The sequence below is a fragment of the Marinobacter maroccanus genome (assembly GCF_002933275.1).
GTDB lineage: Bacteria > Pseudomonadota > Gammaproteobacteria > Pseudomonadales > Oleiphilaceae > Marinobacter > Marinobacter maroccanus.
Map to the genome: position 1 here is coordinate 49784 of NZ_PSSX01000012.1, position 24446 is coordinate 74229.

Below are 24446 nucleotides of genomic sequence, written 5' to 3' on the forward strand. Positions count from 1 at the left end.
ATGTACGAAGCCCATTTCGGACTGCAGGAAGCACCGTTCGCACTGACGCCCAACACCCGTTATTTTCTGCGGGCGCCCAGCCATGGCGATGCGCTGGAACTGTTGTTGGTGGCATTGAAAGAGCGGGAGGGCTTTATCAAGATCTCCGGAGAGGTGGGCACAGGCAAAACCCTGTTGTGCCGGCTCTTGCTCAACGAACTCGAGCAGATTGCGCACACCGCCTATATTCCGAACCCACACCTTACTCCGGATACCCTGTACGAAGCCGTGGCTGAAGAGCTGGGTGTCGATATGTCTGGCTGCGCCAATGCCCACCAGGTTCTCAAGGCCATCAATGAAAAGTTGATCGCCCATGCCATGGAGCAGAAGCCCGTTGTCCTGGTGATTGATGAGGCCCAGGCGATGCCGGAGGAGACTATTGAGGCGCTACGCCTGCTGACGAACCTCGAGACCGAGCGTGTCCGGCTGCTGCAGGTGGTCCTGTTTGGCCAACCTGAGCTGGATGTGTTGCTCCGGAAGCAGAGCCTGCGCCAACTGAACCAGCGCATCACTTTCCATTATCGGCTTGCTCCGCTGGACCGCAACTCGGTGGCCCAGTATTTGCGCCACCGCCTGGCCCGGGCCGGCTATAACGGCGCAGATCTGTTTGCCCCGGCTGCCCTGCGCCTGATTACCCGGGCCTCCGGTGGTATCCCCAGGCTGGTTAATATTCTTGCCCATAAATCCATGCTGGCGGCATGGGGCAGGGGCGACCGTCTTATTGAGCGAGGCCATGCCCTGCAGGCTATCCGCGATACCGAGAGCGTGCGCTCGCCTGGCCTGATCGGGAGGTGGTTATGAGCCTCCTGAACGATGCCCTGCGTGCCGCAGAACAGCGACAGAATCGGCCGGAAGTGGCTGTGGCCTATGCAGGGCATTCGCAGCCAGCGGGGCACCGTCGCTATGGATTATGGGTACTGGTACTGCTGGCGGCAGTCTTGATTGGCGCCTCAGTGTTCTGGTTCATGACTCGGGACAGTGGTGAAGCAATGTCGACCCAGGTAAACACCAGGCCCGCGTCTGAAACCGTTTCAGAGTCGAACGCTAGTGGGAATGCCGGGAGCGGGAACACCCCGGTTGATTCGCAATCGGCGGACGTCAGGCAAGTTGTCGCGGAGCCAGTGGCTTCCCCGGTTGGGAATGAGCCGGTCAGCGAACCGCCACCAGTCCCTGAGCCCGACGCGGCCGCCCCGCCCGAACCAAAAGCACAGGAAGTGACCCAGAAAGTGACCAAGCTGCGTGAGCCGGAACCAAGGCCCGAACCAGTGATAGTCGAGGCCGCCGAGCAAGAAACCGCCGCCAGTAAGCCGGTGGTCGCAGAGAACAAGCCAGCCCAGGAAGCCGAGGCGCCAACGCCGACGGTGAAGCAGGTTCGAGAGACGCCGGAAGCTATTGACCGACGAGTCAGCCGGGATTTGTCGTCATTACTCCGAAGCGGTGAAACCCGAGAAGCCGAACAGAGGTTGCAGGAACTGGCAGCCACCCAGGCTGCGATAGCCAGCCGGGAAGTCTTCGCCCGTCAGATGCTGGTGCAGGGAATGCCGGACCGGGCATTGGCGTGGCTTCCGGTATCGGTGACGGACAGCGATGCGGGGCTGCGCCTGCTCAGAGCCAGGGCGCTTCACGCCAAGGGCGGGCTGTCGGAAGCACTCGCCACCCTTGAGAACAATGTGCCGGCTGTAAACCAGAACGCCGAGTATCGGGTAACCCTGGCGACTCTGCTGCAGCAGGCGGGCCGCAATACCGACGCGGCCAGGCACTGGTCCGCCCTGATTGCACAGGACGACAGCCGCGCTGCTTGGTGGGTGGGCCTGGCGATTGCTCTGGAGACGGGGGGCGAGATCAACAGTGCGGTCCGGGCCTACAGCCAGGCTGCCCAGCTACCCGGGCTTTCGCCGTCCCTGGCGGATTATGTTCGTGAACGACTGAAAGCTTTGCAGGCGGGATGATGACGACAGAGCCGAAAAAGAAAGTCCGGTTAGGCGACCTGCTTGTTCAGAATGATGTCATTACTGAGCAACAGTTGATGACCGCCCTGCGCGAGCAGAAAAGCACGGGCCGCAAGCTTGGTCGGACACTGACCGATCTTGGCTACGTGGACGAGGACAGTCTGCTCAATATCCTGTCCCGCCAGCTGGATGTGCCCTTTGTGCAGTTGCGCCACTACCAGTTCAACAACGAGCTGGTGAAAAAACTCCCGGAAGCCATGGCCCGTCGGTTCCGCAGCATCGTGCTGGCGGAGCATGGCGGCGAATTGCTGGTGGGCATGGCCGACCCTCTCGACATCTTTGCCTACGATGAGCTGGTCCGCATTCTCAAGCAGCCCATCAAACAGGCGGTGGTGCGGGAAAGCGAGCTGCTGAGCACCCTGGATCTGGTATACCGGCGGACCGATGAGATCGCGTCGTTGGCGGAAGAGCTGGAAGACGAACTGGGCGACGATGCCTTCGACCTGGCGGATCTGTCCGCCGAATCCGAAAGCGCTGAGGCGCCGGTGGTCAAGCTGCTGCAAACACTGTTCGAGGACGCCGTCCAGGCCCGCAGTTCGGACATTCACATCGAGCCGGACGAGACGGTCGTCCGCATCCGGCAGCGGGTGGATGGCGTGCTCCAGGAACAGGTGATGAAGGAGAAGCGGGTCAATGCCGCGCTGGTCCTGCGCCTGAAGCTGATGGCCGGCCTGAATATCTCCGAGAAGCGAATGCCCCAGGACGGGCGCTTCAATGTTCGGGTTAAGGGCCGCAGTATCGATGTGCGGGTGTCCACCATGCCGGTTCAATACGGCGAATCGGTGGTCATGCGTCTGCTGGACCAGAGCCAGGGTATGCTGAACCTCGACGGCACCGGGATGCCGGCCCAGTTGCTGGAACGGTTCCGCCGGATGATCAAAAAGCCCCACGGCATGATCCTGGTGACCGGCCCCACGGGTAGCGGTAAAACCACCACGCTCTATGGTGCCTTGACGGAACTGAATCGCCCTGAAGTGAAGATCATCACCGCCGAGGACCCGGTGGAATACCGTCTGCCCCGGATTACCCAGGTACAGGTGAACCCGAAAATCGGTCTGGAGTTTGCCAATGTACTTCGGGCTGCCCTGCGACAGGACCCGGACGTGATCCTGGTGGGCGAAATGCGGGACCGCGAGACCGTGGAAATTGGCCTGCGAGCGGCCATGACCGGCCACCTGGTGCTCTCCACCCTTCACACCAACGACTCCATAAGCAGTGCGATGCGGCTGATTGATATGGGCGCGGAACCGTTCCTGGTGGCCAGCTCCCTTCTCGGCGTTGTTGCCCAGCGTTTGGTAAGGCGCGTCTGTGATAACTGCGCCGAGGCCTACGAGCCCACGGAGCAGGAGCTGGTCTGGCTGCGCAGCTTTGATCTGGATCCCCTGGATATGGAAGCCGGGTTCGTGCATGGCCGTGGCTGCTACCAGTGCAGCAACACCGGCTACAAGGGCCGGATTGGCGTCTACGAAATGCTGGAAATGAACGAGGCCATGCTGGATGCCCTGCGCCGTCAGGATGTCTCGGAGTTCACCAAAGCGGCCCGTCTGAGCCCCCTGTATCGGCCGCTGGGTCAGTGCGCCATGGATTTTGCGTTACAGGGCACCACCACGCTGGAAGAAGTGGCGAGGGTGGCAGCTACCTCAGAAGGCGAATTCTCCCCAGACGATGAGATCCCCATGCCAGATGAACCTGTTGGGGGAGGTGCCTGATGCAGTTCAGCTACCGGGGCAAGGATGGTCGTGGCAGTGTCCAGCAGGGCTTGCTGGGCGCACCGAATGCCGATGCCGCGGCCACTGAACTGATGCGCCGGGGTATTACCCCGCTTGCCATCCGGGAGGTGCAGGAAACGGAATCGGTCATTGATCGATTGAATCGCCTGCCGATCTTCCGCAAGAAGGTCACCCTCGATGAGCTGATTGTTTTCTGCCGCCAGATGCATGCGCTGACCAAGGCCGGCATCCCCCTGATCCGAACCATGCGCGGCCTGGCGGAAACCACCCGCTCACCGGTTCTGGCGGAAGTGCTGGAAGATGTGACCACCCGGCTTGAGGGCGGCACCACCATGGCGACGGCCATGCAGGCACATCCCAAGGTCTTCTCCGAGCTGTTCATCGCCATGATCCATGTGGGTGAGAACACCGGGATGCTGGACGACGCCTTCCGGCGCCTGTCAGAAATCCTGGAGCTGGAGCGGGATACCAAGCGGCGTCTCAAACAGGCCATGCGTTACCCGACCTTCGTCATCATTGCCCTGTTATCGGCCCTGATGGTCGTGAATTTTCTGGTTATCCCGAAATTCGCGTCAGTGTTTAACAAGCTGGGGGCCGACCTGCCGTTCCTGACCCAGGTATTGGTTGGCACCTCCAATTTCCTCCTGGCCTACTGGTACGTGATGCTGTTTGCGGTCGCCGCTGGTGGGCTGTTGCTGCGGCAGTGGAAACAGACTGAACAGGGCCGGCTGACCTGGGACCGATACAAACTCAGGTTGCCGATTATCGGACCGCTGCTGGAATTGATCACGCTCAGTCGGTTTGCGAGGAATTTCGCTACCATGTTGTCCGCCGGCATGCCCGTAACGACCGCGTTAACCGTGGTGGCTGACACAACGGATAACGCCTGGATCTCGACTCATATTAAAGATATGCGGGCCGGCATTGAGCGGGGCGAGAGCCTGCTCAGAACAGCCAGACATAGTGAGATGTTCACCCCGCTGATTCTGCAGATGATTGCCGTGGGCGAGGAAACCGGTTCCGTGGACGACATGCTCAACAACGTGGCGGATTTTTACGATGAGGATGTGGATTACGGCCTCAAAAGGTTGGCGGAGTCGATTGAACCGATACTGATTGTGGCCATGGGCATCCTGGTATTGATTCTGGCACTGGGCGTGTTCCTCCCGATCTGGGACCTGGGGGCCGCCGCCATGGGGCGGGGCTGAGTGCCAGCGGCAAGGTTGTCGGACGTCAGCGGGTTCGCGCTTTCCCGCAAGTTTCGTCTGGCGGTAGCGGTGATCGCGCTGGCTGTTCTGTTGTGGTTCCTGCTCGGTGTACTGGAACGGGAAACCCGAAATGCCGAAGAGCGGGCCGCAAATATGGTGATAAGCCAACTGAGATCGGCCCTGGTGATCAAGGGCGCTGAGGTGATGCTGAGCCGTGACGGCCGTCTTGCTGAGCACCGGGGCATCAACCCGTTTGAGCTGGTGGAACACCAGTGGGGCAATTACGCAGGGCGATGCCAGCCCGAACAACTGGCTCCAGCAACCTGGTGTTTCCGGGTTGGCGAACAAAAAGAAACAGAAAACGGGCCCAAAGGCTGGTTAATTTATAACCCAGGGCAGCCGATAACCATAGACAGTCGGCAAACCAATGAAGAGCAGCCTCTGGCCTGGGCAGTGACAACGGAATTTGCAGACCGCAACGGGAATGGTGCGCGGGAGCAGGAAGAACGGCTGACGGGGTTAAAACTGGCCCCGGTGTCGTTGACAGAAGAAGCAGCGCAAACGCAGGATGCGCAACGCTGACCAGACGGATGAAGAAACCGTAAAGAGGCCAATGCTATGAAGCGGGATACGAGAACGAAAAAACAGCAGGGTTTCACCCTCATTGAGCTGGTGGTTGTCATTGCCATACTTGCGATTTTAGCAGCGTTTGCATTGCCACGATTTGCTCAGCTTTCCGAGCAGGCGCATCAGTCCAGTATTCGGGCAACTGCGGGGGCTCTGGCAGCGGGTGTGGCCCTGGCAAAAACCCAGTGGGTATCCAACGGCTTCACCGCGGCGGAAACGAATGTGGTGGGCTTTGGTAACGACAATGTGGATGTCAGTGATGATGGCTGGCCAACATCCGTTGATTCAGATGACACAACAACTGCCATGAACGCGACCAAGTGTCAGGAAGTCTGGCTGGGCGTGTTGCAGTCAAATGCACCGACTGTGGGTACCGCTGGCACGCCCGAATATCTGATTACCATCGATAACGGTGATTGTGTGTTCACCTATCAGGCAGACAATCAGGGCAGCAGCATCGAGTATGACGCGGATACTGGCGAAATAAACACAACGATTAACTAATCAATCTGAAAGCCAACTGGCGACAAAAACGGAGTAGTACTATGAAAGCGATGACAGCCATTGCAGCAAGAAAAGAGAAAGGTTTCACCCTGATCGAACTGGTTATGGTGATTGTGATTCTGGGGATTCTGGCGGCGTTTGCTTTGCCGAGGTTTGCGGACTTGGGAGGGAATGCACGCTATTCAAGTATTCAAGGCGCGTTGGGTGCAGTTAGGTCTGCAAGCTCAATTGCCTACTCCAAGGGGCTCGCAAGTAACGTTCAGAATGGGGATATCACGCTGGAAGGCGAAACAATTACACTACTTAACGGTTATCCTAACGCCAGTAGCATCGTTGAAGCTGCCCAATTAAGCGAGGAGTTTAATATAACGCCTGATCCGATCGTCGATGATGCCGCAGTGACGATTACTGTCGGCACGTGTTCGTTTTCTTACACCCCTGCAGCAGCTGACGGCGCACCGACTATCAGTGGTATAGCTGGTGTAACAGACGGAAGTTGCTAAGGCATAAAGGTGCAGTAGTGTAGGTCGGATTAGCGAAGCGTAATCCGACAAAGATAACCATGTTGTAAATGCGTCGGGTTACGCTCAGCTAACCCGACCTACATTTCGGAAAGTTTGGAGGGGGCATGAGGATTAATAACGCCCCGAGAGACTCGGGTTTTACCCTCGTTGAGCTAGTAATGGTCATCACCCTGATCGGAGTCCTTTCAGCTCTGGGCATTGGCCTGTTCGCCAGCCGCTCTGCCTTCTCCCCTCTGCTGGCAATCCAGCAACTTGCCTCCGTCACGCTGCTTGCCCAACAGGCAGCGCTGGCGGGGAATGAGGCCGGTTCACTCTCGGTAACCCAGGGCGCCGATGATTTTGTGTTCACAGTGGGGCCGGGTACGCCTTCAGAACGTGAGTTCCGAATGAGCCGGAATGGCACCGGACTTTCGGTTTCCGGTGCATCTTTCCCTATTAGTTTTAATGATCTGGGGCGCCCTGATACATCAGGCGATGTCCTTTTTACTTTTTCTGGCGACAGCACCTTTACCGTATGCCTGAGTTCCCTTGGCGCGGTTTATGGAGGTGGCTGTTGAGGCTGCGCGGTGGTCATGGTCAGCATGGAGCAACCCTCGTGGAGCTGATAATGACGATTGTCATTATCAGTGTTGCCATTGCCGGCGTTGTCGGCGCGTTCTCCCTCATTGCCGGGCGCAGTGCCGATCCGCTTAACCAGACCCGGGCTGTGGCACTGGCTCAGCTTTACATGGACGAGATCCTGGCCCGGCGTTTTGCGGAGGCCTCTCCCAATGGCGGCGGAGCTGTCACCTCGGTAGAAGCAGGCTGCGGTTCAGTGGGCCCGGAAGGCGCAGAATCCCGGGCAACCTTCGACGATGTGGATGATTACAACAATCTGCAGGATAGCCCGCCTGAGAATGGCGAGGCGCAGCAACTCGCTGGCTACAGCGCATTCGAGGTCGCCATTACGGTGAGTTGTGCTGGCGGAGATGTGGGCCTGAGCGGTTTTGAGGCCAAACGAATAGACATCACCATCACCGACCCCTCTGGGCAGGACTATGTGTTCAGCGCTTATCGGGGTAACTTCTGATGAGTCGCTCCGCCGGTTTTACGCTCATTGAACTGGTGATGGTGATCGTGCTTCTGGCCATCGTCGCAACCATCTCAGTCCAGTTCGTTGCGCTTTCAACCCGGGGGGCGCTGGATGTCAGTAGCCGCCAGCAGAGAGCGCTGCAAAGTGTGGTGATTAGTGAGCAGATTTCCCGGGAGGTTCGAGAAGCTTTTCCCTTGTCTGTCCGCTCCAATGGCCCATGTATCGAGTGGCTGCCGATTGTCGCAGCAACCCGCTACGATCAGCTGACGACTGGCCCGGATTTTGATGAAGTAACGATTTCACCCTTTGGAAGAATGATTAATGGTGGCTTGAGAACGATTGTGTACGGTTATGGATCGGGCCAGTCTGCGCTCTACGACAATGCGAATCCCGGGCCGGTCTCACCGCCCATCGATCCGGTTTCAGCCGGGGATACTGCCCTTGGTTTCTCAGCGAGCCATCGATTCAGAGAGCGCTCGCCAGAGAAGCGCATCTTCGTGGTGGGTGATCGGGTCAGCATCTGCCAGAACACCGATCGCCTGTACCGGTTCAGTGGCTATTCCCATGGTAGCGGTCAGCCAGACCAGACAACCCTGATGGCATCAGGAACCGGTGCCGTGCTTGGTGCCAACGTCGAACCGGGCTCGGTAGAGTTCAGGGTTACACCGGCGTCTTTGCAGCGGGCAGCGGTGGTCAGTTTTGCCTTTCAGCTGGTGGATCCGCAAAGTGGCGAAACAACGCTTGTCAGTCAGGAGGTACAGGTAAGAAATGTCCCTTAACGGCTGTCTCCGAAACCAAAAGGGCGCAGGTCTGCCGATCGCGCTCTTCGTCATCACCGTGCTGGCGTTGCTGGTCTTCGGGATGGCTCAACTGCAGCAGAGCACAGGTGAGGCTGTGAGTTTGCAGATTCAGTCGCAGAGGGCGTTTTTTGCGGCCGAGAGTGGGGCTCAGGTACGGATACAGTCTATTTTTGACGAAATCGATAATGGAATTACACCCTCCTGTCCCTCGCCAGTGACCGCATTCAGCTCTTCCGGCCTTGCTGATTGCTCGGCAACATTTGATTGTGCATTCGATAGTGCCAGTGGAGTATTCACATTGGCCAGCACTGGTTCCTGCGGGAATGGAGCAGACGCTGCAACCAGAACTGTGGAGGTGCGAGTTCAGTGATGATGCCTTTACGAATTATTGTGCTCCTTACGCTGAGTCTCTTTTGTTTACCTTCACTCGCTCTTGCGGCTCAGTGCGGTGAGATATTTCCGCAGGGCATCACTGATAATATAAACCCGAATCTTGGTGCTGACGGACTGGATCTCACTGGAAGGACTTTGGGTGCAGAGGCATGGCCTGCAAGCGGCGGACAGTTGGATTCGGGTGAGTACGTATTTGAGGGAACCACACTAACGAACTATTCCCTTGAGCTGGCCCCCGGTGCAGAAGTAACCCTCTTTGTGGACGGTGACCTTACGTTCGGCGAGGGGGTCAAGGTCAATCAGGCGGGCGAGCCCAGTCAACTTCTTATTATTGTGAGCGGGTCCTTTTCGGCACCAACGAATTCAAACGCTGCCGATAAGAGAATAGCGGTAAATGGCTTCATCTATGCGGCCGGATCAATCAGCGTGGCCAATAATAACCTCTTCTCCGGCTCTCTGGCCGCAGGCGGAGCCATCAGTATTGGCAATAACCCGATAGATGCACCTCCCCAATGGTTGGATGAGGAGCGTCTTGAGGGATTATGTGAGATTCCACTCGCTGGCAACCTGGCCGTCTTCGACAATTTCGAGTCCTACCAACCAGGTGCTTCGGTCGCCGGTAATAACGGTGGTTCAAACTGGGGCGGCCCCTGGCAGGGTGTCGCGGGCCAGTCCATCATCGATACCAGTGCCGATCCTCTGGAGTTTGTGGATTCGGAAGGGCGAAGGATCCGTTCAGCCACCACCCTTGAAATCGTCGGTAACAACGACGAAATTGCCTCCCGGGCTCTGAATGAAACGTTCAGCGGTGACACCCTGTTCCTGAGTATGCTGGTTCGTTTCACCGGGGATCCCACCAACAATGATTTTGTTGGATTCTGGATAGAGCGACCATCGTTCGGGGCATCGCCACAGTTCGGATTGAAAGTGAACGAGGGCGGCTCCGGTACCGACGACTTCTTTGTGCGGCTGGATCAGAATGCTGACTACTCGACCGAGATTGTGCCCGGCGAGACCTACCTCCTGGTTGCCCAGTATTCGAAGGGCACGAATAACTATTTCAGTAACGCGAAGCTCTGGGTCAACCCCGAATGTGATGTGAACCCACCATCCAGTCCGTCCGCCGAGAGAAACGTCTCGCCAAACAACAACCGGGTCAGTGATGTTTCCACTGTCGGCTTCCGCTCGGAGAATTTGTCTGGAAGCGATGCCTTTGAAATTGGCCAGGTGGCTTTAGGCGCCCGTTGGAGGGATGTTGTTCGTTGCTCGCCCGGACCCTTGTTGGAGTATCGGATGGAGCAGACGGGCCTGAACGGCACGGCTGGTGAAATTCTTGATACCAGCGGCAATAATCGCCACGGCACGTCGTTTGGCGGGTTAGCAACGTCGATAGAAAGCCCCGCAATTCCGGGAAATCCCGGAACCTGCCGCTACGGCGACTTTGACGGCTCGAACGATCGAATCATTGATGCCGACGCCGGCGATTACATCAATGGTCTGGAAGCGATCACTGTCATGGCCTGGGTATACAACACAGCCTCGCTGTCAGGGAACGACAGGGGGATTTTCTTTACCGATGATCCCAGTGGAGGCAGGGATAACCGTCTTGGACTCCGATACGACACTCAGGGTTTTTTTGGCGACGGCAGCAATGTCATCAAAGCCAGTGTGTTCACTGACGAATGTGATCTGAACCAGGAGTGTCGTCAGGTCGAGACAGTCTCTGGTCAGATGGTCCAGAATCAGTGGCAGCATATAGCCATGACCTGGACTACCGATGGTGAAATCAAAGTGTTTGTCGATGGTTCCCAAGTCGGCACGTCCGGTACTCAGGGCACCGGGGGAACAGGGGCCCTCGCCGGTGTGGAAAGGCTTGAGGTCGGTTTCGGCGCCAAGGGGCAGCGCTGGCAGGGTGGCATTGATGAATTCCGTATTTTCGGGGTTGCTCTCACCGAAGCGGAGATCATGGCTGAAATGAATCGCGCGTTTCCCTGTTCCGGCTTCGGCCCCAATCATATCCGTCTGACTCATCCCGGACAGGGACTTACTTGCTCTCCGGCGGAAGTAACTGTCGAGGCCTGTGCTAACGAGGATTGTTCAACGCTGTTCGCTGATCCCGTGGAGGTGGCATTCAGTTCACCCGCGAATAACTGGGTGCCTAATCCGGTGACGTTTACTGGTCAGACCGATGTCCAGTTAAACGTCACCCAACCAAACACAGTCACACTGGGGGCAAGCGTCGCCCCATCTGCTCAGAACCCCACGCGTTGTTTCAGCGGTGGTGTGGAGACCTGTGAGCTTACGTTCCTTGATTCCGGCTTCGTGGTTGACGTGCCGGATCATGTCTCCGGCTCGCTGGTCAGTGGAAGCATCGCGGCTGTTCGCAAGGACGATGAAAGCGAGCGTTGCGTGCCCGGTTTCTCTGATGAGACAAAAGAGGTTTCTCTGTGGTCTCAATACAGCAACCCATCCAGCGGAACCCTGGCTGTTTCCGTCGATGGCAGCGCACTTGCAGCATCCGCCCCCGGAAGTACACGAAGCCTTGAATTCGATAGTGTTGGTGTGGCCGACTTTGAGCTCAGATATCCCGATGTTGGACGAATTACCCTCAATGCACGCCATGAGGGCAGTGAAGAGAGCGAAGGGCTCGTGATGACCGGTAACGGAAGCTTCGTTGCCAGGCCGGCCTATTTCAGTCTCGATATCTCGGGAAATCCGGCTGCTACGGGTGTGGCAGAGGGGAACGTGTTCCGTAGCGCGGGAGAGCCCTTTCCAGTGACGGTCTCGGCGAGGAATGTGGACGATGAGATTACGCCAAATTTTGGCAGAGAGTCCGCGCCGGAAAGTGTCGCGCTCACACCTTCATTGGTGGCTCCTGTTGGTGGATTCTTGCCACCCATTGGTGGAGCGTTCGGGATGTTTGGCGAGGACTGCAATGGTGACACGGCCCAGGCGGGTTCGGCGTGCGGCGAATTTAATTGGCCAGAGGTTGGCATTATCAGCCTGGAGCCATCCCTTATAAGCGGGGCTTACCTTGGCACTGAGGATGTTGTCGGAAACGCGGTTGCCAACGTCGGTCGGTTTGCACCGGCAGACTTTGACATGCAAATCGTCGATGCCGGCGACGCGGAAGCCTACTGCTCAGTCGCAAACAGCTTTGCCTACATCGGCCAAGATCTTGGCTGGTCACCCGGTTCGGAACCTCTGCTTGAGGTCGAGGCTCTTGCGGTTGGAGGAACGGTAACCCGAAATTATACATTGGGCAGTTTTCTGAGGTTGGACAGCACCGGGATCGACCGGCTGCCGGCCGTTACAGACGAGGTAGCCTCAGGTACTGGGGGAGCGCTGCTTCCGGTGAGTGCAACGCTTGATCCGATGGCTCGTTCGGTATTTGCTCCGGGAGTGATGCGATTTACCTTCAATGGCGGGGATGCACTCCGCTATCTGAAAGAGCCCACGGCTCGCGTGGCTCCATTCGTTCCAGACTATCGGATTGCGCTCAATGGCGTGACTGATATGGATGGCATCAGTTCTACTCAGCCTGCCCTGTCTTTGCAGCCGAACTTCGGATTTGATTTGCGTTATGGGCGGATTGCTCTTGAAAATGCGTTCGGCCCGGAAACCCTGCCGCTGACGGTTCCAATGTTTGCCCAATATTTTGACGGCAACCGGTTTGTCACCAATGCGGATGAGAGCTGCTGGGTGTTCAATCTGCCTGGCGATACAGATCTGGATTTTTCCGGTTCGGCACTCAGCGACGGGGATACCAGTGTGTCGGCAGTGGTTGATGGCCAAACGCAGGAAGGCTCGGTTTTGCCCGGCGACAGGTTGATACTTTCAGCACCCGGTGAGGGCAAATCAGAGGCACCGGGAAATCGGGGTATCGTTGTGGAAATGGCAGTCCCTGACTGGTTGAAGGACTTTTGGGATGATGGCCAGCCGAATGATCTGGTCAATCCTTCGGGGTTGGCAACTTTCGGCGTTTACCGTGGCAACGACCGCATTATCTACTGGCAGGAAGTCCTGAACTGACCCCACCTGCAAACAAAAAAAGGGCCAGATGAAAGTTCCATCTGGCCCCAAAACATCAACGAACCCCGGCGGTCCGCCAATCGTCAGTCGTCTTCGTGTTCCGGGTGATCCATCCCCAGTTCGTTGATCTTCCGGGTCAGCGTGTTTCGCCCCCAACCCAGCAGAATCGAGGCATCACGGCGGCGGCCGCCGGTGTGCTTCAGAGCTGTTTCGATCATGATTTTCTCGAACTCGGGCACGGCCGTATCGAGAATGCCTTTCTTGCCCCGCTTGAGTTCCTGTTCGGCCCAGTTTTTCAGGCCTTCCTGCCAGGTTGTCCCGGTGGTCGGTGCCTCTGCCTGGTGCAGAAGCTCCGGGGGCAGGTCATCAATGTGGATCTCGCGGCCACTGGCCATCACGGTCAGCCAGCGGCAGGTATTTTCCAGCTGGCGGACGTTGCCGGGCCAGGGCAGGGTGGTGAGGTATTCTTCGGCCTCTTCGCGCAGGATCTTGGGCTCTACGGCGAGCTCTTTCGCGGCCCGTTTCAGAAAATGCTGCATCAGTCGCGGGATGTCTTCCCGGCGCTCGGCCAGCTTGGGCAGGTGCACCCGAATAACGTTCAGGCGGTGGAAGAGGTCTTCCCGGAAGCTGCCGGCCTGCACCAGTTTTTCCAGATCCTGGTGGGTTGCAGCGATGATACGTACGTCCACCTTGATCGGCGTGGTGCCACCCACCCGGTAGAACTCGCCATCGGCCAGAACCCGCAACAGTCGGGTCTGGGTGTCGGCGGGCATATCACCAATTTCATCCAGGAACAGGGTGCCGCCGTTGGCCTGCTCGAAGCGGCCCTGGCGGGCGGCACCGGCGCCGGTAAAGGCGCCTTTTTCGTGGCCAAACAGTTCGGATTCAATCAGATCCTTTGGAATAGCGGCCATGTTCAGGGCGATGAACGGGTGGTTTGCCCTGGGGCTGTGGTTGTGCAGTGCCTGGGCCACCAATTCCTTGCCCGTGCCGCTCTCGCCGTTGATCAGCACGGTAATGTTGGAGTGGGAAAGCCGGCCAATGGCCCGGAAAACTTCCTGCATGGCTGGCGCTTCACCGATAATTTCGGCGTTACGCTGGGCCATCTCGGCCTGGGGCTCAGCACTGGCGCGCTTTTCGTGGCTGTGGGCAATGGCCCGTTTCACCAGCGCTACCGCATCATCCACATCGAACGGTTTCGGAAGGTATTCGAACGCGCCGGTCTGGTAGCTGGTCACCGCGCTTTCCAGATCCGAGTGCGCGGTCATGATGATGACTGGTACGTCCGGGTGAACGTCCACGATCTGGGAAAGCAGGGTGATGCCGTCGACCCCAGGCATCCGGATATCGCTTACGATGGCATCCGGCTGTTCGTGTTCCAGCCGCATCATGATGCTTTCACCACTGTCAAAAACTCGGGGCTGCATACCGGCCTGGTTAAGGGCGCGCTCCAGCACCCAGCGAATACTGCGGTCGTCGTCTATGATCCAGACGTTTGCCGGTTGGCTCATGGGGTGTCCTCCAGAGGCAGGAAGATGATGAAGTCGGTTCGGCCTGGTTCGCTCTCGCATTCAACCAGTCCATGGTGTTGGCCGATGATGCTCTGGGTAATGGAGAGGCCCAGGCCGGTGCCGCTGGCACGGCCACTGATCATCGGATAGAAAATATTCTGCAGAAGCTCCGGCGGTATGCCGGGGCCGTTATCAATAACGTCGACCCGGCACACCAGACGATGGCGTCGGTTGCCTATCGTGAACTGGCGCAGGGTGCGTGTGCGGAAGGTGATCGTCGGCGGCTCCTCGGAACTGTGACCGCCCTGGTTCTCGAATGCTGCTTCCATGGCATTGCGGGCAATATTCAGGAACGCCTGAATGAGCTGCTCCTTGTCGCCCCGGAACTCGGGAATACTGGGGTCGTAATCCCGGCTGAAATGCAGCCGACCTTTGCTCTCAGCCTCGAGCAGCGTACCCACTCGTTCGAGGATTTCATGGATGTTAGTTGGCGCAAGCTTGAGCGCCTTGTTCGGGCCGAGCATCCTGTCAACCAGGCTTCTGAGGCGGTCCGCCTCGTCAATGATAACCCGGGTGTATTCCCGCTGGTCTTCGCTATTGAGTTCCCGGTCGAGAAGCTGCGCTGCACCCCGTATGCCACCCAGCGGATTCTTGATCTCGTGGGCCATGCCACGAACCAGAATGCGGGTGGTCTCCTGCTGGGAGATAATGTCCTCCTCCCGGCTGATCCGCATTAGCCTGTCCCGTGGCTGAATTTCGATCAGCAGTTCCGTTGGTTCCAGGCTGATGGGCGTTACGGAATAATCCACCGTGAGTCGGGAACCGCTGGTGAGCAGAAACTCGGCTTCGCGGCGAGTGTAGGACTGGCCGTTACGGACGGCGGCAAAAAGCGTTTTCAGAGCGTCTTCGGATTCGACCAGGATGTCCTGGAAGGGCTGGCCCTGGCTTCGGGTCATGCTGGTTTCGAACAGGCTTTCGGCGGCCGGGTTGAGATACCGGATGGTCAGGTTATCTTCGAGCACCAGGACCGCCGTAGTCAGGCTGTCGAGAATGTTCTTGTAGCCAGTTTGATGGGCCGAAGGCAGTGCCATGCGTGAATCCCGTTGGTTCGACATAGTGTGACCTCCGGAGTTTTGCAAAAAGCGAACCACTTTGAGCCAGATTCATGAATGAGTGGGCAAAGTGCGGGCAGAAGGGCGTATTGGCGCTGAAAAGTGCCGTAAGCTGGTGCAAGTGCAAAGAAAGCCTCTGATCAGTTGGGAAAATGCGCCCCGTTGCTGATCAGAGTATGGCTTTTTTCTGGTGCGAGCGCACCAAAATAGTGCGATCTATTTGGTTGGCTTGGCTAGTTTAGGGCGGAAGGGCGATGGACGGTGAAGGTAACCGGCGAGCCGGTTTTCACCTGAACCCCGTTTTCATCCACGATATGAACGCGGGCTTCGTGGGTTCCACGGAAAACGTTGTTGACGGTCATTGAGCCGGACGTGCTCTGCCCCACGGGCTGTCCGTCCAGTGTTACTTCGTATTTGTGGCCGGGCTGGAGGGCAGGGGTGCTGCGTACCTCGAACTGGATGTCGCCGCTACCACTGTGGAACGCCTGGTTGTTATCCGGATAGGCGAAGGAGACACTTTCGTAAACCGCACCCTCTCGCTGAACCTCTTCACGCAGCTTTTCGGTTTCCTGAACTACCTCTGGCTTGGGCAGTGTGATCGTCGTGACCGGCTTTACATCGACCGTTTCAGAACCTTCGCTGGGCTCGTCAGAGTAGGTGACGTTGCCGTAAGAATCGACGTTGCGGTATACCTCGGCAGAAACCGGAATTGCCAGAAAAAACAGAAGGCCGGTAACCAATCCATACTTTGGATTCATAAGCTCACCTGCTATTGGGTTTCCCCGATTATCGGCGGCGCCCTGGGTCTTTTCAACGCCTGCAGACCCGGATGTTGGTTACATATCGTTAAGGGCTGCAGGCACTGTGCTATCGCTCACAAAAAAGCCCCGCACGAGGGCGGGGCTTGTCTGCTTGTCCTCTGGAGAGGTTTTAGCAGGAGTAGTACAGATCGAACTCGACCGGGTGAGTGGTCATGTTCAGTTTCTCGACTTCACCGCGCTTCAGATCCACGTAGCCCGCGATCATGTCTTCGGTGAATACGCCGCCGCGAGTCAGGAACTCGTGGTCTGCTTCCAGGCAGTCCAGGGCTTCAGACAGAGTCTCGGCAACCTTCGGAATGCTCAGCGCTTCTTCCTTCGGCAGGTCGTACAGATCCTTGTCCATGGCATCGCCAGGGTGGATCTTGTTCTGGATACCATCCAGGCCGGCCATCATCAGTGCCGCGAACGCCAGGTACGGGTTGGCCGCCGGGTCAGGGAAACGTACTTCGATACGACGCGCTTTCGGGCTGTTCACGTACGGGATACGGATGGAAGCCGAACGGTTACGGGCGGAGTAAGCCAGCATAACCGGTGCTTCGTAACCCGGTACCAGGCGCTTGTAGCTGTTGGTTGCCGGGTTGGTAAAGGCGTTGATGGCCTTGGCGTGCTTGATAACACCACCGACATAGTACAGCGCTGCTTCGCTCAGGCCGGCATAGCTGTCACCGGCGAACAGGTTCTTGCCGTCTTTGCTCAAGGACATGTGTACGTGCATGCCGGAACCGTTGTCACCGACAACCGGCTTGGGCATGAAGGTGGCGGTTTTGCCGTAGGCGTGGGCCACATTGTGTACGCAGTACTTGAGAATCTGTACTTCGTCAGCCTTGCGGGTCAGGGTGTTGGCGCCAACGCCGATTTCACACTGGCCGGCAGTACCGACTTCGTGGTGGTGTACTTCAATTTCCAGGCCCATGGATTCCATGGCGGCACACATGGCGCCACGCAGGTCATGCAGGCTGTCCACAGGCGGAACCGGGAAGTAGCCGCCTTTGACGCCCGGGCGGTGACCGATGTTGTTGCGGTCGAAGTCCTCGCCGGAAACCCACGCAGCTTCTTCAGAGTGGATATGGTAGGAAGCGCCCTGCATGTCCACATTCCATTTAACAGAATCAAACACGAAGAACTCCGGCTCCGGGCCGAACAGGGCGCCATCGGCGATGCCGGTGGACTTCAGGTATTCCTCGGCACGGCGGGCAACGGAGCGCGGATCACGCTCATAACCCTGCATGGTAGAGGGCTCTACGATGTTGCAGGTAATGTTGACCGTGGTTTCTTCGGTGAACGGATCGAGTACGGAAGTCTCGTCGTCCGGCATCAGGATCATGTCGGATTCGTTGATGCCTTTCCAGCCCGCGATGGAGGAGCCGTCAAACATTTTGCCGTCTGCGAAAAAGTCTTCATCCACTTCGGTGGCAGGCAGTGTAACGTGCTGCTCTTTACCGCGGCTGTCGGTGAAGCGCAGGTCAACCCATTTGACTTCGTGTTCTTTGATCAAATCAACTGTCTTGGACATTGTGCATGCTCCGTTAGTTATACCGCACAGGCGGCTGTATTCATGTTCGTGGTGCCGGATCGCCCGGGCTAACGGGTTCCGATCTGTTTCTCAGGTTCGCGCAGCTTAGCAAATGCCGTTGCGTCTTACCTGTAAATTTCGGCTGATCTGGGTAAAGCAAGGCGCTTGCCAATTTTTAGGGCATGCTCCAGAACGGCGCAACTGCAAGGGTTTGGGGCATGCTCACGAGAAATTAGTAGCTGTTGGATGATCACTTGCACTTAAATGGTGCACTTTATTGGTGCGTTTATCGGTTGATTGCCCTAAATAGGTGCGATTGCTTCGTATAAAGAATAGGCGTTTTTCTTCATATTAACGACACAGACTTTTCGATATACTGCGCGCCGCTTCATTTTTTACCCTGCCATTTTCGGATCCCGGATCGGAAATCGCCGTGCAGGGTGCCGGGCAGAGAGCTCCGGTGAATGAGTTCATTTTACGGATTTGAGACGGCATGTGCTGGGATTTCCCCTGCGAACGACCTTCTCAGGTCATTGAGTGCATGCCGCAGGAATATTTTTGTGATCGAAAAACTTCGTAATATCGCCATTATCGCCCACGTTGACCATGGTAAAACCACGCTTGTCGACCAGCTTTTGCGCCAGTCAGGCACTTTGGAGCGCAAAGAGCTCGATAGCGAGCGGGTCATGGATTCCAATGACCAGGAAAAAGAGCGGGGCATCACCATCCTGGCGAAGAACACCGCTCTGAAGTGGAATGGCTACGACATCAATATTGTAGACACCCCGGGCCACGCTGATTTTGGTGGTGAGGTTGAGCGGGTCATGAGTATGGTGGATTGCGTGCTGCTGGTGGTTGATTCCATCGACGGCCCCATGCCTCAGACCCGTTTCGTTACCCAGAAGGCTTTTGCCGCGGGTCTGCGTCCGATCGTAGTGGTTAACAAGATCGACCGTCCCGGCGCCCGTCCGGACTGGGTTGTGGATCAGGTGTTTGACCTTTTTGATAACCTGGGCGCCACCGACGAGCAGCTGGACTTCCCGATTGTCTACGCCAGTGCCCTGAACGGCATTGCCGGAATGGATCACGAAAAGCTGGATGACAACATGGATGCCGTATTCCAGGCGATTGTTGATCATGTGCCGGCGCCAAATGTTGATCCGGATGGCCCGTTCCAGATGCAGATTTCACAGCTGGACTACAACAGCTTCCTCGGTGTGATCGGCATCGGCCGTATCATGCGGGGCAAGATCAAGACCAATTCGCCGGTAACCGCGATCGGCGCCAATGGTAAAAAGCGCAATGGCCGTATCCTCAAGATCATGGGGCATTCCGGTCTGCAACGTGTTGAGGTTGATGAAGCCCAGGCTGGCGACATTGTCTGTGTCAGCGGGATGGATGAGCTGTTCATTTCCGACACCCTTTGTGATCAGGCCAATGTTGAAGCGCTGCCGGCACTGACGGTGGATGAGCCGACTGTATCCATGACTTTCCAGGTCAATGATTCGCCCTTCGCCGGCAAGGAAGGCAAGTACGTTACCAGCCGGAACATCAAGGAGCGCCTGGAAAAGGAGCTGCTGCACAACGTTGCGCTGCGCGTCGAAGAGGGTGACTCCGCGGACAAGTTCAAGGTGTCCGGTCGTGGCGAATTGCACCTGTCAGTTCTGATCGAGAACATGCGCCGCGAGAACTTTGAGCTGGCTGTTGGTCGCCCGGAAGTGGTTATCAAGGAAGTGGATGGCGTAAAGCAGGAGCCGTACGAGAACGTCATTGTTGATATCGAGGAGCAGCACCAGGGTGCCGTCATGGAGCAAATGGGGCTGCGCAAGGGCGATCTGACCAACATGGTGCCGGATGGCAAGGGCCGGATGCGTCTGGACTACACCATTCCAGCACGTGGTTTGATTGGTTTCCGGAACACCTTTCTGACCATGACCTCAGGCACTGGCATCCTGACTTCGACCTTCAGCCACTACGGCCCGATCAAGGTTGGTGATGTAACCAGCCGCCAGAACGGTGTCATCGTGTCCATGGCTACGGGCACAGCACTGACCTATTCGCTGGAAACCCTGCAGAGCCGCGGCAAGCTGTTCCTGGATCCGGGGCAGGAGATCTATGAAGGGCAGCTGTGTGGTATTCACAGCCGGGACAACGACCTGGTGGTTAACCCCACCAAGGCCAAAAAGCTCGACAACATGCGCGCCTCCGGCAAGGATGAAGTCATTGGCCTGGTGCCGCCGATCAAGTTCACCCTTGAACAGGCGCTGGAATTCATTGATGACGACGAGCTGGTGGAAGTGACACCGAAATCCATCAGGCTGCGCAAGAAACTCCTGACCGAGAATGAGCGTAAGCGCGCCAGCAAGAAGTAACGTGAATGCGGGGTCAGAAGAGAGCGTTCTTCTGACCCCATGTTGACCTCTCCAGTCGAAGTATCCCTTGGGGTCAGATGAAAGCTTTCATCTGACCCCATCTTCATCCAGAATTCTGGGACAACCCTGTTCCGGAGTGCTCCATGCTTTCCCTCTACCCTGACATCAAGCCCAACGCCCAGCACCGTATTGCCGTTGATCCGCCCCACGAACTCTACATTGAGGAAAGCGGGAACCCTGACGGGATGCCGGTTCTTGTCGTTCATGGTGGCCCGGGTGACGGGTGCGAGGATTATCACCGGCGCTTTTTCGACGCTGAAAGATTCCGGATTATCCTCATGGATCAGCGGGGTGCCGGCCGGTCCACGCCACTGGCAGAGCTTGAGGGCAACAGCACGGCCAAGCTGGTTGAGGATATGGAGGCGGTGCGTTCGTTTCTTGGTATCGACAAGTGGCTTCTGTTTGGCGGCAGTTGGGGGTCGACTCTTAGTCTGGTTTATGCCCAGGCGCACCCGGATCGAGTCTCGGGGCTGGTTCTGCGTGGCATATTTCTCTGTCGTCCCCGTGATATTCACTGGTTTTACCAGGAGGGTGCCAGCCGCGTGTTCCCGGATTACTGGTCTGACTTCGAGGCACAAATTCCGGAAGCCGAGCGGGATAATATGGTGGCGGCCTATTACCGAAAATTGACCAGTACCAACGAGCTGGAACAAATCCAGGCTGCCAAGGCCTGGTCAGTCTGGGAGGGCCGATGCGCAACTCTGCACCCGAACCCCAGGGTGGTTGAGCACTTTGGTCATCCCCACGTTGCCATCGCGTTGGCCCGTATCGAATGCCACTATTTCATGAACTCCGCCTTTCTTGAGCCAGACCAGATCATTCGCGATGCGCATCGCCTGGCAGACATTCCCGGGGTTATTGTTCACGGACGGTACGATATGGTTTGCCCGCTGGACAATGCCCTGGCGCTCAGCAAGGCCTGGCCGGAGGCGGAATTCCAGATCATTCGCGATGCGGGCCACTCCGCGTCGGAGCCTGCCATAATCGATGCGCTGATTCGTGGTATTGAGTCCGTTGTCGCCAAAACTGAGAAAAGTGCTGGCTGAATTCCGTTTTCAGGGTTGCGGCCGGTACCCGCCATGGATACACTCTTGCTCGATCTTAATTTTTGCCTGTTCCATCGTCCCCAAGGCAGTTGATGAAAGGATTGATCCAGCGAGTTTCGCAAGCCAGTGTTACCGTGGACGGTGAGCAGATAGCCTCGATCGACACAGGCCTTCTGCTTTTGCTGGGTGTCGAAAAAGGAGATAGCGAGCGCGAGGCAAGGGAACTTTGCCGAAAAATCCTCACTTACCGAGTGTTTCCCGATGACGCGGGGCGGATGAACCGCAGCCTGCTGGATATCGGTGGTTCCCTCCTTGTTGTTCCACAGTTTACTTTGGCGGCTGATACATCATCTGGAACGAGGCCCGGTTTCTCCCTTGCAGCGGGTCCGGATGTCGCCACCCGGCTCTACGAATTGTTTGTGGCAGACGCAAGATCCCATCTGGGTTCGAGCAAGGTGGGTGAAGGACGGTTTGGCGCGGATATGAAGGTTGGGTTGACGAATGACGGGCCTGTCACCTTCCTGCTAGAGATTAAACAAAGGCGCGTATAGGTAGTTGCACTAGTATTGTGCGCGGCCCGTCATGCTGGGCTGCAATGGTGCGAAAATGCCACGAGAGACTTTGATTTTGTGCAGCTTTCGGGGCCTAACGTCCTGTTAATAAAAGGTTAATCGTAATCTGGCCTCGGATTTGAAACGGAACTGTAACGCGGCTAGCGAGCTGAAAATAGCATAAATACTTGCGTTTCTGCTGCTAAAAGAGCTAAAAAAGCACCGCAGTTAATTTGCAAAATGAGAATGATTGTATTAAAACAGTTTCATCATCTAGAGCTTTAAGAAAGCTCGATAAGTGATTGAGCTGTATAGATCTGGATTCTTTCAGATTTATTCGAAAAAGAAGAAAAGTTGCTTCTTTGTCATAAAACTGACATGGGAGTGATGCAGAATCGGCCTCATCCAGCCTGACTGGTGAAGCCTTACAAAATCGGGATAAGAACCCGTCGCTAAAACCTGAGTTAACTCAAAAAGGAAGACGCAACATGAAAAAAACGCTCCTCGCATCTGCTATCGCAGTCGCAACCTTCTCCGGCGCTGCCTCTGCACAGACCATGTCTGCTTCCGAGCTGGCTGCCAAGATGGATTCCATGCCGACTGTATACGGCAACATCCAGTACGTCCTTTATCATGACAGCGTAAAGGGCGGCGAGTCTGTTGTTGAACACGCTGACAACGGTTCCACCCTTGGTGTTAAGCACGACCACGAGATTGCTCCCGGTATCACTGGTTTCTTCAAGCTTGAAATGGAAGGCCTTAACGCCGACGACAAGGACGGTGAAGGTGACAACGCCGGTCTGAACGAGCTCGATGAAGCTTACATTGGTATCAAAGGCGACAGCTTCGGCCAGATCTGGGTTGGTTCTGACGACTCCACTTACGAGCGCGCTGTAGACGAAATCTCCCAGTACTACGAAGTGGCTACCCTGAACATCGGCGCTGACTACACCACTGGCGAAGGCGACATGATTCAGTATAGCAGCCCGAGCTTCGGTGGCCTGACCCTGATGGGCGCTGTTCAGATCAACGGCGACGGCGATGACCAGACACTGTCTGACAAAGGTGGCAAGAAGTCCTACCCGTACCAGCTGGCCGCTGTCTATGAAATGGACGCTCTGGAGCTGGCCTTCGCTATGGACTCCAACGATGGTGGCGGTTCTGCCAGCAACGAAAACACCTACGGCCTGCGTGCCAGCTACGACATGGGTGATCTGCGCGTAACTGGTGAGTACCACACCACCAAGGACGCTTCTGACACTTACGGCGTAATCGGTTACTACACCATGGGTGCCAATCAGTTCGCTCTCTCTTACGAGATGAACGTTGCTGATGACGCTACCGACACCGAAACCTCCACAGTAACCTTCCAGGCTCTGCACAACCTGTCTGACCACATGTATGTGTACTTCGAAGGCTACCTGGGCGGCGGTGACGACGGCGTATACGGCGTTGCTGATGAAAGCGAGCGTTCTATCGCTTCCGTTGGTGGTGTTTACTACTTCTGATCAGCCAATCGGCTAATCCTGTAGTATGAAAACCGGCGACCTCAGGGTCGCCGGTTTTTTTGTGTTTCTGAATCCCGAAAAATAAGGCATGGGCATGGCAACCGAACTGGAAATCAAGCTCAGTGTTTCTGACGCAGCGCAGGCGAAGGCTTTGGAGTGGCTTTCCTCCCGACCTGAGGTGCGCCCCGGAAAAACCAAATCGCTGATCAATCGCTATTTCGACACGCCCAATGCCGATCTGAATCGGGCCAAAGCCGCGCTGAGAGTTCGCAAAGCGGGCGATGACTATATCCAGACCCTGAAAACCCGGGGTGAATTCGTTGATGGGGCTCACCGGCGCGAAGAGTGGGAGTGGCCGGTATCCGGTCCTGAACTGGATCTGTCTTTACTCGAAGGAACACCGCTGAATTCCGAACTGGATCTCGGCAGTCTCGAGGTGGTGTTTGAAACCAACTTTCAGCGTCAGGTGCTCTGGCTGGAACAAGGGCCGAGTGTCATCGAGATCGCCGTCGACTCTGGCACTGTGGCGGGCAAAGATGCCAGATGGCCACTGCATGAAGTGGAATTTGAACTCAAAAGCGGGGAAGGCGGAAAACTGGTGGCCTGGGCGCTCGAACTGGCCCGCGAAGTGCCGGTTTTCCTGAATCTCATCAGTAAGGCTGAGCAGGGTTATTTTCTTGCGGGCCTGTATTGCCCGGAGATTGTTTGCAAACCTGAGCCACTGACAGTGACTGAGTTTCTTCAGGCGTTGGGCGCATGCTGGCTGCTCGACAAGCCGTTTCCTGTAGACAAGCTGGATCTCTCGCAAGTGGAGAGGACCGCTGCTACCGCACGGTGTGGCGAACTTTATGAGTGCGTGATCGCTGAGCTGGCCAGTGGCGCTGCCGTTCGTGATCTTTCCGAAAACTCGACGCAGCTGGGCGTTCTTCAGTTGCAGCTTGCTGCTGCCGGTCAGTAATCACTGGATTGTTGAAGCGACCGCTTTCTGATCAGTTGAGTTCTCTTCTGCGAGCT

The 24446-nt window shown here is 56.7% G+C and carries 20 protein-coding genes; 16 read left to right on the top strand and 4 right to left on the bottom strand.

Annotation, left to right across the window (positions count from 1 at the left end):
* The 11 genes from KEHDKFFH_RS13560 to KEHDKFFH_RS13615 all read left to right on the top strand — a co-directional run bounded on the left by KEHDKFFH_RS13560 (window position 1) and on the right by KEHDKFFH_RS13615 (window position 12938).
* Window positions 1–840, top strand: a complete 840-nt coding sequence (locus KEHDKFFH_RS13560) for an ExeA family protein (protein WP_104322389.1) — start codon at window positions 1–3, stop codon at window positions 838–840.
* On the top strand, window positions 837–1988 hold the full coding sequence (locus KEHDKFFH_RS13565) for an MSHA biogenesis protein MshN (RefSeq protein WP_104322390.1): 1152 nt from the start codon (window positions 837–839) through the stop codon (window positions 1986–1988). The genes KEHDKFFH_RS13560 and KEHDKFFH_RS13565 overlap by 4 nt, the downstream gene beginning before the upstream one ends.
* The gene (locus tag KEHDKFFH_RS13570; RefSeq protein ID WP_104322391.1) at window positions 1988–3757 is read left to right on the top strand and encodes a GspE/PulE family protein; all 1770 of its coding nucleotides are present in this window, start codon (window positions 1988–1990) and stop codon (window positions 3755–3757) included. The genes KEHDKFFH_RS13565 and KEHDKFFH_RS13570 overlap by 1 nt, the downstream gene beginning before the upstream one ends.
* Complete coding sequence (locus KEHDKFFH_RS13575; protein WP_104322392.1) at window positions 3757–4986, top strand: type II secretion system F family protein; 1230 nt, start codon at window positions 3757–3759, stop codon at window positions 4984–4986. The genes KEHDKFFH_RS13570 and KEHDKFFH_RS13575 overlap by 1 nt, the downstream gene beginning before the upstream one ends.
* A complete protein-coding gene (locus tag KEHDKFFH_RS13580; protein ID WP_104322393.1) occupies window positions 4987–5568 on the top strand; it encodes a hypothetical protein in 582 nt (193 codons plus the stop codon).
* A 36-nt stretch (window positions 5569–5604) separates the two neighbouring features.
* Window positions 5605–6117, top strand: a complete 513-nt coding sequence (locus KEHDKFFH_RS13585; RefSeq protein WP_104322394.1) for a type II secretion system protein — start codon at window positions 5605–5607, stop codon at window positions 6115–6117.
* Window positions 6118–6158: 41 nt separating this feature from the next.
* Complete coding sequence (locus tag KEHDKFFH_RS13590; RefSeq protein WP_104322395.1) at window positions 6159–6620, top strand: type II secretion system protein; 462 nt, start codon at window positions 6159–6161, stop codon at window positions 6618–6620.
* 125 nt (window positions 6621–6745) lie between these two features.
* Entirely contained in the window at window positions 6746–7198 is a 453-nt protein-coding gene (locus KEHDKFFH_RS13595) for a pilus assembly FimT family protein (RefSeq protein WP_104322396.1), read from the top strand.
* Entirely contained in the window at window positions 7156–7710 is a 555-nt protein-coding gene (locus tag KEHDKFFH_RS13600) for a prepilin-type N-terminal cleavage/methylation domain-containing protein (RefSeq protein ID WP_146084209.1), read from the top strand. Before KEHDKFFH_RS13595 ends, KEHDKFFH_RS13600 begins: the two co-directional genes overlap by 43 nt.
* On the top strand, window positions 7710–8492 hold the full coding sequence (locus tag KEHDKFFH_RS13605; RefSeq protein ID WP_104322397.1) for a PulJ/GspJ family protein: 783 nt from the start codon (window positions 7710–7712) through the stop codon (window positions 8490–8492). Before KEHDKFFH_RS13600 ends, KEHDKFFH_RS13605 begins: the two co-directional genes overlap by 1 nt.
* A gap of 393 nt (window positions 8493–8885) precedes the next feature.
* Window positions 8886–12938: a DUF6701 domain-containing protein gene (locus KEHDKFFH_RS13615; protein ID WP_422385694.1), complete on the top strand. Its 4053-nt coding sequence runs from the start codon at window positions 8886–8888 to the stop codon at window positions 12936–12938.
* A gap of 83 nt (window positions 12939–13021) precedes the next feature.
* On the opposite strand, the gene ntrC is transcribed toward KEHDKFFH_RS13615, so the two are convergent.
* From ntrC to glnA, 4 genes are all read right to left on the bottom strand, one after another.
* Window positions 13022–14449 (bottom strand): nitrogen regulation protein NR(I), encoded by a 1428-nt coding sequence (gene ntrC, locus KEHDKFFH_RS13620; RefSeq protein WP_104322400.1) that lies wholly within the window; start codon window positions 14447–14449, stop codon window positions 13022–13024.
* The gene (gene glnL, locus KEHDKFFH_RS13625) at window positions 14446–15540 is read right to left on the bottom strand and encodes a nitrogen regulation protein NR(II) (protein WP_104322445.1); all 1095 of its coding nucleotides are present in this window, start codon (window positions 15538–15540) and stop codon (window positions 14446–14448) included. The genes ntrC and glnL overlap by 4 nt, the downstream gene beginning before the upstream one ends.
* Before the next feature lie 254 nt (window positions 15541–15794).
* Complete coding sequence (locus KEHDKFFH_RS13630) at window positions 15795–16319, bottom strand: DUF4124 domain-containing protein (RefSeq protein WP_104322401.1); 525 nt, start codon at window positions 16317–16319, stop codon at window positions 15795–15797.
* A 172-nt stretch (window positions 16320–16491) separates the two neighbouring features.
* On the bottom strand, window positions 16492–17895 hold the full coding sequence (gene glnA / locus KEHDKFFH_RS13635; protein ID WP_053114316.1) for a glutamate--ammonia ligase: 1404 nt from the start codon (window positions 17893–17895) through the stop codon (window positions 16492–16494).
* A 560-nt stretch (window positions 17896–18455) separates the two neighbouring features.
* On the opposite strand from glnA, the gene typA reads away from it, so the two are divergent.
* From typA to KEHDKFFH_RS13660, 5 genes are all read left to right on the top strand, one after another.
* On the top strand, window positions 18456–20267 hold the full coding sequence (typA, locus tag KEHDKFFH_RS13640) for a translational GTPase TypA (RefSeq protein WP_104322402.1): 1812 nt from the start codon (window positions 18456–18458) through the stop codon (window positions 20265–20267).
* 143 nt (window positions 20268–20410) lie between these two features.
* Window positions 20411–21373, top strand: coding sequence for a prolyl aminopeptidase (gene pip, locus KEHDKFFH_RS13645; RefSeq protein ID WP_104322403.1), 963 nt, complete (start codon window positions 20411–20413; stop codon window positions 21371–21373).
* Window positions 21374–21465: 92 nt separating this feature from the next.
* Window positions 21466–21924: a D-aminoacyl-tRNA deacylase gene (dtd, locus tag KEHDKFFH_RS13650; protein WP_104322404.1), complete on the top strand. Its 459-nt coding sequence runs from the start codon at window positions 21466–21468 to the stop codon at window positions 21922–21924.
* A gap of 488 nt (window positions 21925–22412) precedes the next feature.
* Window positions 22413–23432 (top strand): porin, encoded by a 1020-nt coding sequence (locus KEHDKFFH_RS13655; protein WP_104322405.1) that lies wholly within the window; start codon window positions 22413–22415, stop codon window positions 23430–23432.
* 94 nt (window positions 23433–23526) lie between these two features.
* Entirely contained in the window at window positions 23527–24390 is an 864-nt protein-coding gene (locus tag KEHDKFFH_RS13660; protein ID WP_104322406.1) for a CYTH domain-containing protein, read from the top strand.
* Window positions 24391–24446 lie beyond the last annotated feature (56 nt).

Coding starts and splice junctions, on each gene's coding strand:
- KEHDKFFH_RS13560 (WP_104322389.1), top strand. CDS start 1: ATGTACGAAGCCCATTTCGGACTGCAGGAAGCACCGTTCGCACTGACG.
- KEHDKFFH_RS13565 (WP_104322390.1), top strand. CDS start 837: ATGAGCCTCCTGAACGATGCCCTGCGTGCCGCAGAACAGCGACAGAAT.
- KEHDKFFH_RS13570 (WP_104322391.1), top strand. CDS start 1,988: ATGACGACAGAGCCGAAAAAGAAAGTCCGGTTAGGCGACCTGCTTGTT.
- KEHDKFFH_RS13575 (WP_104322392.1), top strand. CDS start 3,757: ATGCAGTTCAGCTACCGGGGCAAGGATGGTCGTGGCAGTGTCCAGCAG.
- KEHDKFFH_RS13585 (WP_104322394.1), top strand. CDS start 5,605: ATGAAGCGGGATACGAGAACGAAAAAACAGCAGGGTTTCACCCTCATT.
- KEHDKFFH_RS13590 (WP_104322395.1), top strand. CDS start 6,159: ATGAAAGCGATGACAGCCATTGCAGCAAGAAAAGAGAAAGGTTTCACC.
- KEHDKFFH_RS13595 (WP_104322396.1), top strand. CDS start 6,746: ATGAGGATTAATAACGCCCCGAGAGACTCGGGTTTTACCCTCGTTGAG.
- KEHDKFFH_RS13600 (WP_146084209.1), top strand. CDS start 7,156: ATGCCTGAGTTCCCTTGGCGCGGTTTATGGAGGTGGCTGTTGAGGCTG.
- KEHDKFFH_RS13605 (WP_104322397.1), top strand. CDS start 7,710: ATGAGTCGCTCCGCCGGTTTTACGCTCATTGAACTGGTGATGGTGATC.
- KEHDKFFH_RS13615 (WP_422385694.1), top strand. CDS start 8,886: ATGCCTTTACGAATTATTGTGCTCCTTACGCTGAGTCTCTTTTGTTTA.
- ntrC (WP_104322400.1), bottom strand. CDS start 14,449: ATGAGCCAACCGGCAAACGTCTGGATCATAGACGACGACCGCAGTATT.
- glnL (WP_104322445.1), bottom strand. CDS start 15,540: ATGGCACTGCCTTCGGCCCATCAAACTGGCTACAAGAACATTCTCGAC.
- KEHDKFFH_RS13630 (WP_104322401.1), bottom strand. CDS start 16,319: ATGAATCCAAAGTATGGATTGGTTACCGGCCTTCTGTTTTTTCTGGCA.
- glnA (WP_053114316.1), bottom strand. CDS start 17,895: ATGTCCAAGACAGTTGATTTGATCAAAGAACACGAAGTCAAATGGGTT.
- pip (WP_104322403.1), top strand. CDS start 20,411: ATGCTTTCCCTCTACCCTGACATCAAGCCCAACGCCCAGCACCGTATT.
- dtd (WP_104322404.1), top strand. CDS start 21,466: ATGAAAGGATTGATCCAGCGAGTTTCGCAAGCCAGTGTTACCGTGGAC.
- KEHDKFFH_RS13655 (WP_104322405.1), top strand. CDS start 22,413: ATGAAAAAAACGCTCCTCGCATCTGCTATCGCAGTCGCAACCTTCTCC.
- KEHDKFFH_RS13660 (WP_104322406.1), top strand. CDS start 23,527: ATGGCAACCGAACTGGAAATCAAGCTCAGTGTTTCTGACGCAGCGCAG.